This is a genomic window from Streptomyces sp. NPDC048411 (assembly GCF_040704695.1).
In the GTDB taxonomy this organism is placed as follows: Bacteria; Actinomycetota; Actinomycetes; order Streptomycetales; family Streptomycetaceae; genus Streptomyces.
Window position 1 is genome coordinate 15,391 of the sequence record NZ_JBEZKL010000055.1, and the last position, 17,917, is coordinate 33,307.

Annotated in this window: 16 protein-coding genes and 1 pseudogene; 3 read left to right on the top strand and 14 right to left on the bottom strand. The window is 70.3% G+C overall.

The window, feature by feature from the left end; all coding sequences use genetic code 11:
- Positions 1 to 4 precede the first annotated feature (4 nt).
- The 3 genes from AB0915_RS20455 to AB0915_RS20465 all read right to left on the bottom strand — a co-directional run bounded on the left by AB0915_RS20455 (position 5) and on the right by AB0915_RS20465 (position 2,356).
- A complete protein-coding gene (locus AB0915_RS20455; protein WP_366692438.1) occupies positions 5 to 508 on the bottom strand; it encodes a GNAT family N-acetyltransferase in 504 nt (167 codons plus the stop codon).
- A 45-nt stretch (positions 509 to 553) separates the two neighbouring features.
- Positions 554 to 1,093 carry a sigma-70 family RNA polymerase sigma factor gene (locus AB0915_RS20460; RefSeq protein WP_366692439.1) on the bottom strand — a complete coding sequence of 180 codons (540 nt, stop codon included), beginning with the start codon at positions 1,091 to 1,093 and terminating at the stop codon, positions 554 to 556.
- Between the two features lie 99 nt (positions 1,094 to 1,192).
- A complete protein-coding gene (locus tag AB0915_RS20465) occupies positions 1,193 to 2,356 on the bottom strand; it encodes a glycerophosphodiester phosphodiesterase (RefSeq protein ID WP_366692440.1) in 1,164 nt (387 codons plus the stop codon).
- A 229-nt stretch (positions 2,357 to 2,585) separates the two neighbouring features.
- Here AB0915_RS20465 and AB0915_RS20470 point away from each other — a divergent pair, with 229 nt between their 5' ends.
- Complete coding sequence (locus tag AB0915_RS20470) at positions 2,586 to 3,257, top strand: lysophospholipid acyltransferase family protein (protein ID WP_366692441.1); 672 nt, start codon at positions 2,586 to 2,588, stop codon at positions 3,255 to 3,257.
- 277 nt (positions 3,258 to 3,534) lie between these two features.
- On the opposite strand, the gene AB0915_RS20475 is transcribed toward AB0915_RS20470, so the two are convergent.
- From AB0915_RS20475 to AB0915_RS20500, 6 genes and pseudogenes are all read right to left on the bottom strand, one after another.
- Positions 3,535 to 5,079, bottom strand: coding sequence for an MFS transporter (locus AB0915_RS20475; protein ID WP_366692442.1), 1,545 nt, complete (start codon positions 5,077 to 5,079; stop codon positions 3,535 to 3,537).
- On the bottom strand, positions 5,076 to 5,627 hold the full coding sequence (locus tag AB0915_RS20480; RefSeq protein WP_366692443.1) for a helix-turn-helix domain-containing protein: 552 nt from the start codon (positions 5,625 to 5,627) through the stop codon (positions 5,076 to 5,078). The genes AB0915_RS20475 and AB0915_RS20480 overlap by 4 nt, the downstream gene beginning before the upstream one ends.
- Positions 5,628 to 5,788: 161 nt before the next feature.
- Positions 5,789 to 6,688, bottom strand: coding sequence for an RNA polymerase sigma factor SigJ (gene sigJ, locus AB0915_RS20485; RefSeq protein ID WP_366692444.1), 900 nt, complete (start codon positions 6,686 to 6,688; stop codon positions 5,789 to 5,791).
- A gap of 102 nt (positions 6,689 to 6,790) precedes the next feature.
- Positions 6,791 to 7,762 (bottom strand): aldo/keto reductase, encoded by a 972-nt coding sequence (locus AB0915_RS20490; protein ID WP_366692445.1) that lies wholly within the window; start codon positions 7,760 to 7,762, stop codon positions 6,791 to 6,793.
- Positions 7,763 to 8,330: 568 nt separating this feature from the next.
- Positions 8,331 to 9,764 (bottom strand): argininosuccinate lyase, encoded by a 1,434-nt coding sequence (argH, locus tag AB0915_RS20495; RefSeq protein ID WP_366692446.1) that lies wholly within the window; start codon positions 9,762 to 9,764, stop codon positions 8,331 to 8,333.
- 142 nt (positions 9,765 to 9,906) lie between these two features.
- Positions 9,907 to 9,999, bottom strand: a pseudogene (locus tag AB0915_RS20500) (argininosuccinate synthase domain-containing protein); the annotation flags it as partial.
- Positions 10,000 to 10,173: 174 nt separating this feature from the next.
- Between AB0915_RS20500 and AB0915_RS20505 the strand changes: the two are divergent.
- Positions 10,174 to 10,767 (top strand): pyridoxamine 5'-phosphate oxidase family protein, encoded by a 594-nt coding sequence (locus AB0915_RS20505; protein WP_366692447.1) that lies wholly within the window; start codon positions 10,174 to 10,176, stop codon positions 10,765 to 10,767.
- Positions 10,768 to 11,006: 239 nt separating this feature from the next.
- Here the strand turns inward: AB0915_RS20505 and AB0915_RS20510 are convergent, their stop codons facing one another.
- From AB0915_RS20510 to argC, 5 genes are read right to left on the bottom strand one after another with little or no spacing between them, the layout of a single operon-like run.
- Entirely contained in the window at positions 11,007 to 11,543 is a 537-nt protein-coding gene (locus AB0915_RS20510; RefSeq protein WP_037698928.1) for an arginine repressor, read from the bottom strand.
- 10 nt (positions 11,544 to 11,553) lie between these two features.
- Positions 11,554 to 12,765: an acetylornithine transaminase gene (locus tag AB0915_RS20515; protein ID WP_366692448.1), complete on the bottom strand. Its 1,212-nt coding sequence runs from the start codon at positions 12,763 to 12,765 to the stop codon at positions 11,554 to 11,556.
- Positions 12,762 to 13,694, bottom strand: a complete 933-nt coding sequence (gene argB / locus AB0915_RS20520; RefSeq protein ID WP_366692449.1) for an acetylglutamate kinase — start codon at positions 13,692 to 13,694, stop codon at positions 12,762 to 12,764. The genes AB0915_RS20515 and argB overlap by 4 nt, the downstream gene beginning before the upstream one ends.
- Positions 13,691 to 14,845 (bottom strand): bifunctional glutamate N-acetyltransferase/amino-acid acetyltransferase ArgJ, encoded by a 1,155-nt coding sequence (gene argJ, locus AB0915_RS20525; RefSeq protein WP_266987792.1) that lies wholly within the window; start codon positions 14,843 to 14,845, stop codon positions 13,691 to 13,693. The genes argB and argJ overlap by 4 nt, the downstream gene beginning before the upstream one ends.
- A complete protein-coding gene (argC, locus tag AB0915_RS20530; protein WP_366692450.1) occupies positions 14,842 to 15,870 on the bottom strand; it encodes an N-acetyl-gamma-glutamyl-phosphate reductase in 1,029 nt (342 codons plus the stop codon). Before argC ends, argJ begins: the two co-directional genes overlap by 4 nt.
- A gap of 661 nt (positions 15,871 to 16,531) precedes the next feature.
- Here argC and AB0915_RS20535 point away from each other — a divergent pair.
- Positions 16,532 to 17,437 (top strand): endonuclease/exonuclease/phosphatase family protein, encoded by a 906-nt coding sequence (locus AB0915_RS20535; protein ID WP_366692462.1) that lies wholly within the window; start codon positions 16,532 to 16,534, stop codon positions 17,435 to 17,437.
- Positions 17,438 to 17,917 lie beyond the last annotated feature (480 nt).

Sequence of the window (17,917 nt, forward strand, 5' to 3'; positions counted from 1 at the left end):
CCTCCTAGGCCCTGGCGACGTAGGCCTGTTCCGCGACGTCCTTCTCCAGAAGGATCAGCTGGACACCGTCCCGACCGGTGGCACTGCCCACAGGGGCGTAACCCGCTCGCCGGTAGAGCCGCAGATTTGTCTCGCTGCGGTGCCCGGTGTGCAGCCGGAACCGGGTGGCCGACCGCTGATCGGCAAGTGCGGACTCCGCGGCCTTCAGTAGCCGGGCGCCGAGCCCGTGCCCCTGGAGCCGGGGGTGCACACAGAGCTTCCCTATCTCTCCGGTGCCGTCCGGATCGGTGGATCCGCGTACCGAGCCGACGACTTCGTCACCGAGCCGTGCCACGAACACCAGGTTCGCGGTCACTTCGTCCCGGACCGAGTCAAGGGTCTGGACCAGCGGGTCGATGCGGTAATTCCCGTAGAGCTCCGCCTCGCTCTGAAAACAGAGGTACTGGAGCTTCAGTATCTGTTCGGCGTCCTCCGCGGTCGCCGCCGAGATGATCACACTCATGCCCATGTGTGCATGCCTCCCGCTCACCTGGTCCACCGGTTGCCCCTGCTCCTATCCCCGCAGTTCAGGAACGGCAACCTCCGCCGCGAGCATTCTGCGCAGACATCCAAGGCATCGGGAACGGATCGGCCCCAAACTGCCTTGTGACATACCCAACTTCCCTGCGATTTCCTTGTATGTGGAATCACTCGGGGCGAGCATCGCCGCCAGCAGGCTCGCGCACCGTCCGGGCAGCCGCTCCACCGCGGCGTGCAGCGCGCGGCGTTCGTCGGCGCCGACGGCGGACCGCTCGGGGCAGTCGGCCGGGTCCGGGACGGTCCCGTCGGCGTACGGACGTTCGCGCCGCGCGGTACGGCGGGCGCGGCGCGCCTCCTCCCGTACGGTGTCGCGAACCCAGCGGGCCGGGTCGGCCGGCGGTGTCCGGTCGGCGAGCAGTTCCAGCAGCCGCAGCCAGACGGTCTGTTCAAGATCGGCGGGTTCGACGGCCGCGCCCGCTGCCGCGCAGCCGGCCTCGGCCATCGCCTCGGCGCTGACGAGGGGGTACAGGGCGCGCACGACGGCGGTGGGGGCGGCGTCTGCGGGAAGCGTCATGCCTCACCCGACGCGCCGCCGCGGACGGACGGTTGCCGTCCGCGGGGCGCATCACCCGACCGGGGCATGGCCGGCCGGGTGCTGACGCGGAGCGCTGCGTCAGTTCTTCGTGAAGTCCTCGGCGGCGAGCAGGGCGGTGTCCGGGTTGTCGGAGAAGATCCCGTCGATACCGGTCGCGAAATACGTCCGGAACGCGCCGAAGGCGTCGCCGTACGCATTGGGGTCGGTGCCGCGGCGGAAGTCGGCGGGCAGGAACGAGTTCTCGTTGCGCATCGTGTACGGGTGCAGGATCAAGCCCTCCGCATGTGCGTCCTGGACGAGGGACGTCGGCGTGGTGAGCCGGCCCGACGCGTCCTTGGGAATGATCAGGTCCAACGTGGGGCCGATGCCCTGTGCGAAGGACGCGATCCACTTCAGCCCCGCGGGGGCCACGAGGTCGTCGACCGTGCGCGGGTCGCCGGTCGCGACGAAGTCCCAGGGCCGCGATCCGGCGCCGGAGAGCAGGACGACGCTCGGGGAGGCGACGAGCTTCGACAGCCGTTGGATGCTGCTGGGTTCGAAGGACTGGAGGATCAGCGGGGACTGCGTGCGGTGGCGGTTGTAGCGGCGCAGCAGCTTGGCGAGCGGCTCCTCCAGGCCGAGCCCGAGGCCGCGGAAGTAGGTGGGGTGCTTGGTCTCGACGTACAGCCAGATCTGCTTGCCGCGCCTGCGGCCCTCGCGGTCGGCCCACTGGAGCACCTCTTCGAAGGTGGGGACCTCCCAGCGGCCGTCGTAGAGGGTGTTCTTCTGACGGTTGCCCGGTATGCGCTCCTTGGCGCGCAGCGTCTTCAGCTCGGCGAGGGTGAAGTCCTCGGTGAACCAGCCGGTCAGGGAGACCCCGTCGACCTTCTTGGTGGTCCTGCGGCCGGCGAACTCGGGGTGGGCCGACACGTCGGTGGTGGCGGTGATGTCGTTCTCGTGGCGGCAGACGAGGTGGCCGTCCTTGGTGGGGACCAGGTCCTGCTCGATGATGTGCGCGCCCATGTCGAGGGCCAGCTGGTACGAGCCGAGGGTGTGCTCGGGCCGGTAGCCGCTCGTGCCGCGGTGACCGATGACGGTCGGCACGGGAAGGTCCAGCCGACTGCCGTGGTCGCCGCCGTGGCCACCGGACCGCTCGGCGGCGTCCGCCGTGCCGGGAAGTCCGAGCGCGGCCGCGCCGAGTACGGCCGCTCCCGCTCCCAGGACGGTCCGGCGACCGGGGTTCGCCTGCGCACGCTCTGTCATGAATGCTCCCTCGCATGTGATGTATGGCACCGTCGAGCGAGGCCCGATCGTAGGCAGCCACACCGTCGGGACGGCAGCTCATGGACGAACATGGCGCAAACAGACATCAACACTGTGTGTCGACTCGATGAACCCGATGTGCGATCAGCGAGTACCCGCGAGTATCGTCCTCACCTGCATGGACCGTCACGATCCCGCGCCTCGGCCGGCCACTACACCGGAGGAACCGTTGTCCCGACACGCACTCATCAAGGCAGTGCTCGGACCGATCTTGCGTCTGATGTTCCGCCCCCAGGTGGAGGGCGTGGAGAACATTCCGGGCGACGGTCCGGTGATCCTCGCGGGCAACCATCTGACGTTCATCGACTCGATGATCATGCCGATCTGCTGCGACCGGCCGGTGTTCTACATCGGCAAGGACGAGTACGTGACGGGCAAGGGTCTCAAGGGCCGGCTGATGGCCTGGTTCTTCACCGGCTGCGGCATGATCCCGGTGGACCGGGACGGCGGACGCGGCGGTGTCGCGGCGCTGATGACGGGCCGTCGGGTGCTGGAGGAGGGCCAGGCGTTCGCCATCTACCCGGAGGGCACCCGCTCCCCCGACGGCCGCCTCTACCGCGGTCGTACGGGCATCGCCCGGCTGACGCTGATGACGGGCGCGCCGGTGGTGCCGTTCGCGATGATCGGCACGGACAAGCTGCAGCCCGGTGGTACCGGTCTGCCCCGTCCCGGCAAGGTGACGGTCCGCTTCGGCGAGCAGATGGAGTTCTCCCGGTACGAGGGCATGGACCGCGACCGCTATGTCCTGCGGGCGGTGACGGACTCCGTGATGGCCGAGGTGATGCGGCTGTCGGGCCAGGAGTACGTCGACATGTATGCGACGAAGGCGAAGGCCGCCTGATCGGACGTTGGGAAGGGCCCGTACCGCGTTCGGCGGTACGGGCCCTTCCCTATGTCGGGACAACCCGAATGGTCGTAGAAGGAGGGGTCCAGGACGCCGCTGGGGCGTGTTTCGAAAGGAGCGTCGTCCGCCCGTAGGGCAGGCCTGGCGGCGTCCGGTGCGTGCGATCGCAAGGCGGAGGGTCGCCCCGATACTGGGCGTATCGGGGCGAGCCCGACAACGCAGCAAGCGTGCGTGCCAGACGCCGCCAGGCAGGCGGGACTTTCAAAAAACGCCCTTAAGGGTGTTCGATCTCCTCCTCCAGCGCCTGGCCGCGCAGCAGGAACCAGGAGGCGACGGCCGTCGCCAGCAGGACCACAGCGCCGACGCCCGAGGCGATGTGCAGCCCGTCGACGAACGCGTCCTGAGCCGCGGAAACCAGGGCGCTCCCCTGCGCCTGCGGCAGGGCGTGGGCCGCTTCGACCGCGCCGCCCAGTGACTCGTGGGCGGCCGCGGCGGTCTCGGCCGGGACGCCGTTCGGGGTGACGAAGTCCTGGTAGACGCCGGTGACGATGGAGCCGAGCAGGGCGATGCCCAGGGCCGCGCCGAGCTCGTACGCCGTCTCGGAGACTGCAGACGCGGAGCCCGCGTGTTCCTTCGGGACGCTGGAGAGGATCACGTCGGCGGTCACGGTGAAGGCGAAGCCCGCGCCGATGCCGACGACCAGCAGCAGCAGACCGATCAGCGGATAGCCGGTCTCCTGGTGGACGAAGGTGACGGCGGCGAGTGCGACGCCGACCGCCGCCAGTCCGGCGGAGACCACGGACCGGACCGAGAAGCGGCGGGCGGCCATGCCTGCGATCAGACCGCAGGCAACCGCGCCGACGGCCGCGGGCAGTTCGGCGAGCCCGGCCTCCAGCGGTCCGCGTCCCTGGACCAGTTGCAGGAACTGGGAGAGGAAGAAGACGAGCCCGGACAGGCCGAGGATGGTGAGCAGGTCGGCGAGGACCGCGCCCGAGAAGCCCCGGTGGTGGAAGAGCCGCATGTTCAGCAGCGGCTCGGGGAGCGTCAGCTGCCTGCGGACGAACCAGTAGAGCGCGCCCGCACCGCCGATGCCGGAGACCGCGACCTCCCAGCTCGCCCCATGCGCGGCCAGCTCCTTGATCGCGTACACGACACCGATCATGCCGATCAGGGAGAGCGCGACACTGACCAGGTCCCAGGGGCCGGGCGCCGGGTTCTTCGACTCCGGGATCATGCGGATGCCGACGACCACGAGGACCACCATCACCGGCAGATTGATCAGGAAGACCGAGCCCCACCAGAAATGCTGGAGCAGGAATCCTCCGACGACGGGACCCACGGCCGCGCCCGCCGACGCCATGGCCCCCCAGATGCCGATGGCGAAGCTGCGCTCGCGCGGGTCGTTGAAGAGGTTGCGGATCAGAGCGAGGGTGGACGGCATCAGGGTGGCGCCGGCGACCCCGAGCAGCGCCCGCGCCAGGATCATCATCTCGGGGCTGCTCGCGTACGCGTTCAGCACGGAGACCGCACCGAACGCGGTGGCGCCGCTCAGCAGCAGCTTCTTGCGACCGATGCGGTCACCGAGGCTGCCCATGGAGACCAGGAGTCCGGCGATGACGAACGAGTAGACGTCGCCGATCCAGAGGAGCTGGGTGCCGGTCGGCTGGAGATCCTCGGTGAGAAACGGTGTCGCCAGCCCGAGGACCGTGGCGTCGACGGCCACCAGCAGGACGGCGAGGACGAGGACGGCCAGCGCGATCCACCGCCCGGGGCGACGCAGCTCGTCCGAGGTCTCCGTGTGCTGGTCGGTGCTGGTCATTGCTCCACGCTCCGGCGTGCTCCGCCGAGCAGCAACTCGACGATCATGTACTGGAAGTCCTGTCCGGCGACCCGGCCCGCCTGGACGGCCCAGGCGCCGGTGGAGACGAGTCCGTAGAGGGCCTCGGTCAGCCAGGCCGGGGTCAGGTCGATCCTGAACTCGCCGCGCTCCTGACCGCGCCGGAAGAAGGCGGAGACTCGTGCGTCCGTCCGGTTCCAGCCGTCGTTCACCTCTTCGCCCTCGAAGAGCTGGTTCTCCGTGACGAGGAAGGACAGCAGTCCGGCGCTCGGTTCAACGGCCGCGATCAGCCGGCGCAGCGCCTCCTCCGAGGTTCCCTCGTCGAGCGCGGCGGCGTCCAGGGCCGCTTCGAACTCCTGGATCCCCAGGTTCTCCAATGCTCTGACCAGGGCGTCCCGTCCGGCGAAGTGCCGGTGCAGGGTGGCGCGCCCGATGCCCGCCGCCCGGGCGACCTCGTTCATGGTGGCGGTCGATTTACGGGTCAGCAGTGCGGCGGCGCTGCGCAGCACCTGCTCACGGTCAAGAGTCATGAGACAACACTAACCCATATGAGACAAAGATGTCTCACCGAACGTCGCTGCTGCTCCAGCCCGATCCGCGGATCGGGCTGGAGCGTACCGACTTCGACGCGCTCTCCCAGTGGGCGGCGGACCGGGACGGGAACTGAGCCGCGGTCCGCCCCCGGCCCTTCTCAGTCGTTGAGCACGGTCAGATCCAGCTCCGGAAGCCGGGCCGGGTCGTTGATCACGTACAGCTCGGTGACCCTGCCCCGCTCGATCGTGAATCGCATGACCGAGAACCGCTGGCCCTCGCGGGTCGAGATGACCGCGAGGGCCCCGTTGACGAGAGCCATCTGCGAGGACCGGGCGAACGGCGCGAACATCATCGCCTGGCGGGCCACCGACGCGGCTCCGCGCACCAGCGACGGGGCACCCACACCACCCGCGCCGCTGTCGGACCGTGCCACCACGTCCGGGTCGAGCACGGTGACAAGCGCGTCGAAGTCGCCGCCCCGGGCGGCGACCAGGAACGCCTCGACGACCTCGCGCCTGCGGCTGAGATCGGGGTCGGGCGCCGGGTCCACGCCCCGGACCCGGCGGCGCGCCCGGCTGGCGAGCTGGCGGGCCGCGGCCGGGGTGCGGTCCACAATGCGCCCGATCTCGTCGAACGGCACCGCGAACATGTCGTGCAGCACGAACGCCAGCCGCTCGGCGGGGTCCAGCGTCTCCAGCACCACGAGCAGCGCGAGCCCGACCGAGTCGGCGATCAGCGCCTGCTGCTCGGGGTCGCTGCCGGGCTGCGGGCCGAGGACCGGATCGGGGGTGTGCCCGTCGGGTGTCCCTGCCTCCAGCGGCTCCTCCCGCCGGGACCGGCGGGAGCGCAGCATGTCCAGACAGACCCGGCCGACGACCGTGGTCAGCCAGCCGCCCAGGTTGTCGATCTGCCGGTCGTCGGAGCGGCTGAGCCGGATCCACGCTTCCTGGACGGCGTCCTCCGCCTCGCTCAGCGAGCCGAGCATCCGGTAGGCCACGGCCTTCAGATGGGTCCGGTTCTCCTCGAAGCGTGCTGCCAGAAACTCGTTCTCGTCCACAGACCCATTCCTCCGTCGCGTGCCGTCACACCATTGACGCGTGGAACGGCGCGGATGTGACAGAACGGCCGGTGATCAAGGAATCGGCTGGTGCGCCGCCGGTCAGCTCCAGGGCAGCGCGGCGCGGTGGCGCCAGTACGCCTCGGGCTCCTCGACCAGCGCGTCGAGCTGGGACCGCCGCTCCTCGTCGAGATCGACGAGCGGGGCGTGCAGGTTGCCGGCGAGGTGGGTGACCGTCGCCGCGCCGGAGAGCACGACGCCGGCCCACGGCTGGTGCAGCACCAGCGCGAGCGCGACCGCGTCGCTTCCGAGGCCCGCCTCGGCCGCGATCTCCTGGACGATCGCGGGGGCATCCTTTCCGGCGAGGCGCCCGTTGGCCATGGCTTCCTTGACGATCACGGTCAGCCCGGCCTCGTGCGCCTCGGCGAGCGCGGGACCGGCCGAGGTCTCCAGGGCGTTGAAGGTGGCCTGGACGGTCCGGAAGAGGGGTTCGCCGTCGACCCTGACGGTGAGCGCGGCACGGATGGCGTCCGCCTGGCCGGGGCCGCTGGTGGAGAGTCCGACGCTGACTCCGTCGGCCGCGAGTTCGGCGAGCCGCGCGTGGAGTTCCTTGTCGGTGAGGGCCGGGCTGTCGGCCGTCACGGAGTGGATCTGGTAGAGGTCGAGCCGGTCGCCGAGCAGCGCCTCGGTCTCGGCGCGCTGCCGCTCGAACGTGGCGAGGCTGTGGTCCTTGACCTCGTGCGCCTCGGCGTCGATGCTCCAGTCGGCGGTGTAGGTGTAGCCCCACTTGCTGCCGATGACGACATCTCGTACCTCGGGACGGGCGGCCAGCCAGGCGCCGAGGAACTCCTCCGCGCGGCCGTAGGAGCGGGCCGCGTCGAAGTAGCGGACGCCCTGGGCATAGGCGGCGTCGAGCAGTTCATGGGTGCGTTCGCGCAGGGCGTCGACGCTCCGGTCCTCGGGCAGGTCCCGGTCGCGGTGGAGATTGATGTAGCCGGGCCTGCCGACCGCGGCCAGGCCGAGCCCGATATGGGCGGTCGGGGTCGTGGCCGAGGCCAGGCGTCCGAAAGGCATCGCGGGCTCCTCGTCGATGGGGTGCTCCCCGCCAACGTTACGGCCTGCCCCACGACAGGGAGTGGACTCCCGACACCCTGCAACTCCGCTGGCGGCGTTGTCGTCGGTCACCGACGCTCCGCGTCGACTCCCTCCTCCGCCTTGCCATCGAAGCCGCACGACGCCGCTCGCCGATCCACTCCCTATCGCGGGGGAGGCCGTAACGCAGCCGGATTCACGCGCGTCCAGCCGCGGGATTCGGCCGATCGGGCCCTCGTCTGGCCGGGAGCGGGCCGGTCCGGCCAGGGCCTCGCCCCTCGGACCTGCGCAGACCTGGTCGAGTCCGGCCGGCAGGTCGGCTTCCATGTCGTCCGGGAGTTTCAGCCGGATGAGCACCCGCGAGCGGATCGGTGGTCATCGGCCCGGCCAGTACGGGTGTCGGCGTCCTCACCGTCACGGCGGTGATGTGGTGGTCGGCCACGCCCCGGACCCCCTCGTCGCCGTTCCGTCGCCCGCCCGCCCGTACGGACGCGGCGAGGCGGGGAGCGCACGACCGCTCCCCGCCTCGTCGCCTGCGCCCGGGCTGCTGTCAGCTCTTCGCGGTCGCCCATGCGTGCTGGACGGCAAGGTCGGCCTTGACCTCGGCGAGCTGGGTGGAGACGGCCGACGGGGCCGTACCGCCGCGCCCGTTGCGGGAGGCCAGCGCGCCCGCCACGTTGAGGACCGTGCGGACCTCGGGGGTGAGGTGCTCGGAGATCTTCGCGAACTGCGTGTCGGTGAGTTCGTCGAGCTCGATGCCCTGCTGCTCGCACTCCTTGACGCACTCCCCCGCGACCTCGTGCGCGACACGGAACGGGACGCCCTGCTTGACCAGCCACTCGGCGATGTCCGTGGCGAGCGAGAAGCCGGCCGGTGCGAGCTCCTCCATCCGCTCGCGGTTGACGGTGAGCGTGGCCATCATGCCGGTGAAGGCGGGCAGCAGGACCTCGAGCTGGTCGCAGGAGTCGAAGACCGGTTCCTTGTCCTCCTGAAGGTCGCGGTTGTACGCGAGCGGGAGGGCCTTCAATGTGGCCATCAGGCCCGTCAGGTTGCCGATGAGCCGACCGGACTTGCCGCGGGCCAGCTCGGCGATGTCCGGGTTCTTCTTCTGCGGCATGATCGACGAGCCGGTGGAGAAGGCGTCGTGCAGGGTGACGAAGGAGAACTCCTTCGTGTTCCAGATGATGACCTCCTCCGCGATCCGGGAGAGGTTGACGCCGATCATCGCCGTGATGAACGCGAACTCGGCGACGAAGTCGCGGGAGGCCGTGCCGTCGATGGAGTTGGCGACGGAACCGTGCTCGAAGCCGAGGTCGGCGGCGACCGCCTCCGGGTCGAGCCCCAGGGACGAACCGGCGAGTGCGCCGGAGCCGTACGGGGAGACGGCCGTGCGCTCGTCCCACTGCCGCAGCCGCTCGGCGTCCCGGGACAGGGACTGCACATGGGCCAGGACATGGTGGGCGAAGAGGACGGGCTGGGCGTGCTGCAGATGCGTACGGCCCGGCATGGCGACGTCCGCATGGGCCTCGGCGAGACCGACCAGGGCGTCCTGGAGCTCGGCGATCAGACCGCCGATGATCCGGGCGTGGTCGCGCAGGTACATCCGGAAGAGCGTGGCGACCTGGTCGTTGCGGGACCGGCCGGCGCGCAGCTTGCCGCCGAGGTCCTTGCCGAGGCGCTCCAGCAGGCCGCGCTCCAGCGCGGTGTGGACGTCCTCGTCGGCGATGGTGCCGGTGAAGGAGCCGTCGGCGACATCGGCTTCGAGCTGGTCGAGACCGGCGATCATGCGCGTCAGTTCATCCGCGGTCAGCAGGCCCGCCTTGTGGAGGACACGCGCGTGGGCGCGGGAGCCGGCGATGTCGTACGGCGCGAGCCGCCAGTCGAAGTGGACGGAGGCGGACAGCTTGGCCAGCGCCTCGGCCGGGCCGTCGGCGAAACGGCCGCCCCAGAGGCGTACGTCGCTGTTGCCGGTGAGGTTGCTCACTGCGTGCTCCTCGGAAATGCCAGGGGGTGGATGTGCGACCTCCCAGCCGTGGAGGAACGGGGAGGCGGTGACGTGAACGGGTCGGCGTCAGGCCAGGTCGACGTCAGGCTACGCCTGCAGATCGCGCTTCGCGGCGATCTTCTATGACCTCGGCGCCCGTCTCCTCGGCAATCCAGCCGATGGCGACGGAGGTGTCCAGACCGCCCGAGTAGGCGAGTACGACGCGCTCGGTCACGGGTTTCTCCTTACGGTGCAATCCGCAATGGGCATAACTATGCAGTCCTCCGTATGATTTGTCAAAGCTGCCGGTCGGTGGCGCACCATCGGGCCGCGCAGGCGGCGACCAGGGGCGCTGCCCATACTTTGAAATACCCCCGGCATCCGCCGTATCGGCGCCGATAATCACCTCATGGGAAAGACGTACGAACGTATCGACGGACGGCTCAGGACCTTCATCGAACAGCAGCACATCTTCTTCACGGCGACCGCGCCCCTCGACGGGAACGGCACGGTCAACCTCTCCCCCAAGGGAGTCAGCGGCTCCTTCGCGGTCGTCGACGAGCGGACCGTGGCTTATCTGGACTTCGCCGGGAGCAATGCGGAGACCGTGGCGCATCTCCGCGAGAACGGCCGCATCACCCTCATGTGGTGTGCCTTCCAGGGACCGCCGAACATCGTGCGGGTGCACGGCCGCGGCGAGCCCGTCTTCCGCGACGACCCGCGGTTCACCGGCCTGCTCGCCCACTTCCCCGGCGTCGACCCCACACCGCACGGGCTGCGCGCGATCATCGTGGTGACGGCCGAGCTGATCCGGGACACCTGCGGATTCGCCGTGCCTTTCATGTCCTACGACGAGGACCGGCCGCTCCACGCCCAGCGCTTCGCCCGCGAGGACGACGCCTCGCTCAGCGAGTACTTCGAGAAGAAGGAGCACGTCGCCACCAGCATCGACGGCCTTCCCGGGCTGCCGCTCCCGCTGCCCGGCATGCCCGCCGCGGGATGAGCCGTCGGGCATTGGTCCATCCGGAGCAGGCCCGGGGGCGGACCGGTTCGGTCGCGCCTACGGTCCGGGACATACGCATAGGGGCGGACCCGGACCGCCGGCCGCACATCGCGATCGGGACGCTTTCGGGCCCGACCGCGACCACCCGTTACTGATCCGGACACCCGGGCCCGCCCTCTCCCGGGTCGGCCCGGGCCCTCGGGGTCCGTCCCGATCCGGGGAGAAAAGCCCGCGCGGGCTCAGCGGCCGTTCTGCGCCAGCCGCAGCAGATGGTCGGCGAGTGCCTGACCGCCCGCCGGGTCACGGCTGATCAGCATCAACGTGTCGTCGCCCGCGATCGTGCCGAGGATGTCCTGCAGTTCGGCCTGGTCGATGGCCGAGGCCAGGAACTGGGCCGCGCCCGGAGGCGTACGCAGCACCACGAGGTTGGCCGAGGCTTCCGCCGAAATGAGCAGTTCGGCGGAGAGGCGCCGCATCCGCTCCTCCTTGGCGGACTCGCCGAGCGGCGCCTGCGGGGTACGGAAACCGCCCTCGCTCGGCACCGCGTAGATCAGCTCGCCGCCGGTGTTACGGATCTTCACCGCGCCCAGCTCGTCCAGATCCCGGGAGAGCGTCGCCTGGGTGACGCTCAGCCCGTCGTCGGCGAGGAGCTTGGCCAGCTGGCTCTGCGAGCGCACCGGCAGCCGGTTCAGAATGTCCACGATCCGGCGGTGGCGTGCCGTGCGGGTCTGCGGCACGGACTGCCCGCCGTACTCGGATTCCTGCGCCTCGGTCATCGTCGTCGCCTCATTCTCCGGAGCGCTTCTCTCCGGATGGTCCGTCCCCGTGTGCCGCGTCGAGAGCGCCGGGCAGTGCCTGGAGGAACGCGTCCACCTCCGCGTCACCGATGATCAGCGGCGGCATCAGCCGTACGACATCGGGGGCGGGCGCGTTCACCAGGAGTCCGGCTCCCTGAGCCACCTGCTGCACCTGAGGTGCGAGGGGCTCGGTGAGCACGATACCCAGGAGCAGTCCGGAGCCGCGGACGTGGGAGACCAATGGGTGCCCCAGCCCCTCGACACCCTCCCGGATCCGCTCACCGAGCCGCTTCACCCGGTCCAGGGCGCCACCGGCGGCAAGGGTGTCCAGCACGGCGAGACCGGCAGCGCAGGCGATCGGGTTGCCGCCGAACGTCGTGCCGTGCTGACCGGGCTTCAGCAGGTCGGCCGTGGCACCGAAGGCGATGGTGGCGCCGATCGGCAGCCCGCCGCCCAGGCCCTTGGCGAGGGTGACGATGTCGGGCTCGACGCTCTGGTGGGCCTGGTGCTCGAACCAGTGGCCGCACCGGCCGATACCGGTCTGCACCTCGTCGAGAACGAGCAGGGTGCCGGTGGCCCGGGTGATCTCCCGGGCGGCCTCCAGGTAGCCCTTGGGCGGGACGACCACACCGTTCTCGCCCTGGATGGGTTCGATGATCACCAGCGCGGTCCCCGTGGTCACTGCGGCGCGGAGGGCTTCCGCATCTCCGTACGGGACATGCGTGACGTCGCCGGGGAGCGGGAGGAACGGCTCGCGCTTCCCGGGCTGGCCGGTGAGGGCGAGGGCCCCCATGGTCCGGCCGTGGAAGCCGCCGTCGGTGGCGACCATATGGGTCCGCCCGGTCAGCCGGCCGATCTTGAAGGCGGCCTCGTTGGCCTCGGCGCCCGAGTTGGAGAAGTAGACCCGGCCGGTCCGTCCGAAAAGGTGCAGGAGCCGCTCGGCGAGGGCGACGGGCGGTTCGGCGATGAAGAGGTTGGAGACATGGCCGAGGGAGGCGATCTGGGCGGAGACGGCCTCGACGACGGCGGGGTGGGCGTGGCCCAGCGCGTTCACCGCGATGCCGCCGACGAAGTCGAGGTACTCGGTGCCGTCGGCGTCCCACACGCGGGCGCCTTCGCCGCGGACGAGGGAGAGCTGCGGGGTGCCGTAGTTGTCCATGAGCGAGCCCTGCCACCGCTGCGAAAGCTCGGCGTTGGTCATGCTTCCCCCTCTGTCCCCGGCTGTGCGGCTGTTCCTGGCTGTGCGTCGGGCACGACCATCGTGCCGATTCCTTCGTCGGTGAAGATCTCCAGCAGGATCGAGTGCTGGACCCGGCCGTCGATGACACGGGCGGTCTCGACGCCGTTGCGCACGGCGTACAGACAACCCTGCATCTTCGGCACCATGCCGCTGGACAGCTCCGGCAGCAGCTTCTCCAGCTCGCCGGCGGTGAGCCGGCTGATCACGTCGTCGCTGTTGGGCCAGTCCTCGTAGAGACCCTCGACGTCGGTGAGGACCATCAGCGTCTTGGCGTTCAGCGCGGCGGCGAGTGCGGCGGCCGCGGTGTCGGCGTTGACGTTGTAGACGTGGTCGTCGTCGGCGGAGCGGGCGATGGAGGAGATGACCGGGATCCGGCCGTCGTCCAGCAGCGCCTGGATGGCCCCGGTGTCGATGGCGGTGATCTCGCCGACCCGGCCGATGTCGACGAGCTCGCCCTTGATGGTGGGCCGGTGCTGGGTGGCGGTGATGGTGTGCGCGTCCTCACCGGTCATGCCGACGGCGAGGGGGCCGTGCTGGTTGAGCAGGCCGACGAGCTCGCGCTGGACCTGTCCGGCCAGCACCATCCGTACGACGTCCATCGCCTCGGGCGTGGTGACACGCAGCCCGGCCTTGAACTCACTGACCAGGCCCTGCTTGTCGAGCTGGGCACTGATCTGCGGGCCGCCGCCGTGCACGACGACGGGCTTGAGGCCGGCCTGCCGCAGGAAGACGACGTCCTGCGCGAAGGCCGCCTTCAGCTCTTCGTCGATCATGGCGTTGCCGCCGAACTTGATGACGATGGTCTTGCCGTTGTGCCGGGTCAGCCAGGGCAGCGCCTCGATGAGGATCTGTGCCTTCGGCAGTGCGGTGTGCTTCCGCGCGGCGCTCATGAGCTGTACGCGCTGTTCTCGTGGACGTAGTCCGCGGTGAGGTCGTTGGCCCAGATGACGGCCGACTCGGTGCCTGCGGCGAGGTCGGCGGTGATCTTCACCTCGCGGTAGCGCATGTCGACGAGGTCGCGGTCTTCGCCGACCCCGCCGTTCTTGCAGACCCAGACGCCGTTGATGGCGACATTGAGCTGGTCGGGCTCGAAGGCGGCCTTCGTCGTGCCGATCGCGGAGAGGACCCGGCCCCAGTTGGGGTCCTCGCCGTGGATGGCGCACTTGAGGAGGTTGTTGCGCGCGATGGAACGGCCCACCTCGACGGCGTCGTCCTCGGTCGCCGCGTTGATGACCTCGATCCGGATGTCCTTGGAGGCACCCTCGGCGTCGCCGATCAGCTGCCGGGCCAGGTCGGCGCAGACGACCCGTACGGCCTCCGCGAACTCGCCTTGCTCCGGGGTGATCCCGCTGGCCCCGGAGGCCAGCAGCAGCACGGTGTCGTTCGTCGACATGCAGCCGTCGGAGTCGACCCGGTCGAAGGTGGTGCGGGTCGCGGCGCGCAGCGCGGAGTCGAGACCGGCGGCGTCGACGTCGGCGTCGGTGGTGAGGACGACCAGCATCGTGGCGAGCCCCGGTGCGAGCATGCCCGCGCCCTTGGCCATGCCGCCGACGGTCCAGCCCTCGCCGCCCGCGACGGCGGTCTTGTGGACCGTGTCCGTGGTCTTGATGGCGATGGCGGCCTTCTCGCCGCCGTGCTCGCTGAGCGCCGCGGCGGCGGTCTCGATGCCGGGCAGCAGCTTGTCCATCGGAAGCAGCGTGCCGATCAGCCCGGTCGAGGCGACGGCGATCTCACCGGCGCTGTGACCGATGAGGACCTCGGCGGCCTTCTCGGCGGTGGCGTGCGTGTCCTGGAAGCCCTGCGGGCCCGTACAGGCGTTGGCGCCACCGGAGTTGAGGACGACGGCGGTGACCTCGCCGCCCTTGAGGACCTGTTCCGACCAGAGGACGGGGGCGGCCTTGACGCGGTTGGAGGTGAAGACTCCCGCGGCGGCGCGACGCGGGCCGTTGTTGACCACGAGGGCCAGGTCCGGGTTACCGCTCTCCTTGATTCCTGCGGCGATGCCCGCCGCCGAGAACCCCTGTGCTGCCGTGACGCTCACGGTGCCACTCCGATCGTGGAAAGACCTGTGTCCTCGGGAAGTCCGAGGGCGATGTTCATGCTCTGCAGGGCGCCGCCCGCGGTGCCCTTGGCAAGGTTGTCGATGGCGCTGATGACGACGATCCGGCCGGCTGCCTCGTCGTACGCGACCTGGATCTGCACGGCGTTGGAGCCGTACACGGACGCGGTGGCGGGCCACTGCCCCTCGGGAAGAAGGTCGACGAACGGCTCGTCCGCGAAGGCCTTGTCATAGGCGGTACGGACGGACTCGGCGCTCACGCCCGGCTTCGCCTTCGCGCTGCACGTGGCGAGGATGCCGCGGGGCATGGGCGCGAGGGTCGGCGTGAAGGAAACCGTGACCGGCTCACCGGCGGCTGCGCTGAGGTTCTGGATCATCTCGGGCGTGTGCCGGTGGACACCGCCGACGCCGTACGGAGACATGTTGCCCATCACCTCGGAGCCGAGCAGGTGCGGCTTGGCCGCCTTGCCCGCCCCGGAGGTACCGGACGCGGCGACGACGACGGCCTCGGGCTCGACGAGCTGCGCCGCGTACGCCGGGAAGAGCGCGAGGGAGACAGCCGTCGGGTAGCAGCCGGGCACCGCGATCCGCTTGGAACCCGCCAGCGCGGCACGGGCACCGGGGAGCTCGGGCAGACCGTAGGGCCATGTCCCGGCGTGCGGCGACCCGTAGAACTTCTCCCAGTCACCGGCGTCCTTCAGCCGGAAGTCGGCGCCCATGTCGACGACGAGCACCTCGTCACCGAGCTGCTCGGCGACGGCGGCGGACTGCCCGTGCGGCAGGGCGAGAAACACGACGTCGTGCCCGGCGAGGACCTCGGGCGTGGTCGGCTGGAGCACCCGGTCGGCGAGCGGCCGCAGATGCGGTTGCAGCGTGCCGAGCTTCTGGCCGGCGTTGGTATTGCCGGTGAGAGCACCGATCGTCACCTCGGGGTGAACGAGCAGCAGACGGAGCAGCTCCCCGCCGGCATACCCGCTCGCGCCTGCCACTGCTGCACGTACCGCCATCGGAATCCTCCTTATCGATGGCATGACTATACGCATCGACGCACTTTTATGCAAAGCTTTCGGGGGTCGACGCGCGGCGCCGTATGACTACCCCGGTCGTAGCCCGCCCAGGACGCGAAGGAAGCCACGGTGCTGGGCGACGCTCCACTCGGCAGCTTCACCCAGGTTGCGCCATACATACCAATGGTCCGCCTTCTGCACCGCCTGGGGCACTCCTGCGGGCGCGCGCCTGCGCAAAGAACGGTGCGCAGTCACGGCATACGACCTCGGGCGCTGACCTTTTGGCCAGCCCTGCGGTCAACGTCGAAGCCTCCCGGTCGGGCAGCAGGTGCGCCGGCCGACCTGGCTCGCCGTCCACCGCGGTCCCGTGGTTACGGCCCTTGCGCGTCGCCTACTCATCGACGCCGACCACCCTCGGCGCCGGAAGTTGCGGGTCGGGCATGCCTCGACCATCCGCGGCATTGTGCCGCGGACAACAGAAACTGATTCACCCGGTGGCTCGTCCTGGGGAGCGAGGTCGAGTGAAGGGGAAGCCATGGTGGAGCAGGCACGGGCGGACAGCGGTGCGACGTCGACGGTGAAGGCAGCAGCGCCTCGGTGGACGCGGCGCCGGGCTCCGGGCCAGGACGCGAGGGCCCGGTCGGCCTGGACGCGAGGGCGGGTGATCGCCGCGCTCGCGGTGCTGACGGCCGGGCTGCTGGCGTTCCACCGGGCCGTCCCCAACTCCGTGGGCCGCGCGGGCAGTCTGTTGGAAGCCTTCCTGCCCTGGCTCGGCCTGGTGGTCGTAGTACTGCTCGGCGGGGCGCTGCTGCGCCGTTCGGCCACCGCGGTGGTGGCCCTGCTGATGCCCGTGGCGGCCTGGATGCACCTCTTCGGCGGACTGCTCCTGCCCGGGGCGAAGCCCGGCGGGCACGACCTGGTCGTGGTGCAGCACAACGTCAGCGACGAGAACACCGACCCGGCAGGCACGGCCCGCGCCCTGGCCGACGCCGAGCCCGATCTCATCGCGCTGGAGGAGCTGGTGCCTCCGGCACTGCCTGCCTACGAGAAGACCCTCGCCTCGGACTACCCGTACCACGCGGTCCGGGGCACCGTCGGGCTCTGGTCGAAGTATCCGCTGACCGGCACCCGGCTGTTGGACATCAAACCCCAGGGGATCGCGGACGCCTGGAGTCGCGGGCTGCGGACCGTGGTCCACACGCCGCACGGCGAGATTGCGGCGTACGTCGCGCACCTGCCCTCGGTCCGCGTCCGGGCGAGCGGCCTCGCATCCTCCTGGCGCGACGAGAGCGCCGACCTGCTGGGCAAGGCCGTCGCCGCCGAGAAGCTGACAACGGTGATCCTGCTGGGGGACCTCAACAGCACGGTCGACGACCGTGGGCTGGCCCCGCTGACCTCACGGATGAACGTACCGGAACGCGGCTTCGCCTTCAGCTTCCCCGCCGCCTTCCCGCTGGCTCGGATCGACCAGGTCATGGCCCGCTCGGCAACCGTCACCCACATCCACACCATGCCCGCCACCGGCAGCGACCACTTGCCGGTCGCCGCCCGGATCACACTGGGCTGAGGAAAGGGTCCCGGTGACAGCGAACCTGCGTAGGTGACAGCCGGCGTGCTTCCGCACAGGTGGTGCGACCGAGCGCGGCAGTCGGCCGGTGCGGCCAACCGAAGCGCGTATACGTCGCCGGACGGCTCGGGTACCCATCTCGATCTGAGCAGCCACGCCCATGTGCCGCGTCGCCCGGAGCTGCCGACTCGGGCACTCGGGCCGACGCGGTTGGAGCTTCAGCCGACGGCCAGGGCAGCAGGGTGGAGCCGACGCAGGATGCACCTGCCACCCTCGCTCCGTAAGCTCGTTATCGGGAAAGCTCGGCGACGAGCAGAAGTGTCCTTTCCTCACACACCGGCCGCACGATCAGTAATCTGATCCCGATGAGCAGCACCGGCCGGGCTTCCCGCCCGCCGGCTGCACGCAGCACATCCGCTCGGCGATCGCCGCGGCCGCCGACAACGGCAGCCGACCTTGCCGCCCGGCGTCACATCGGGC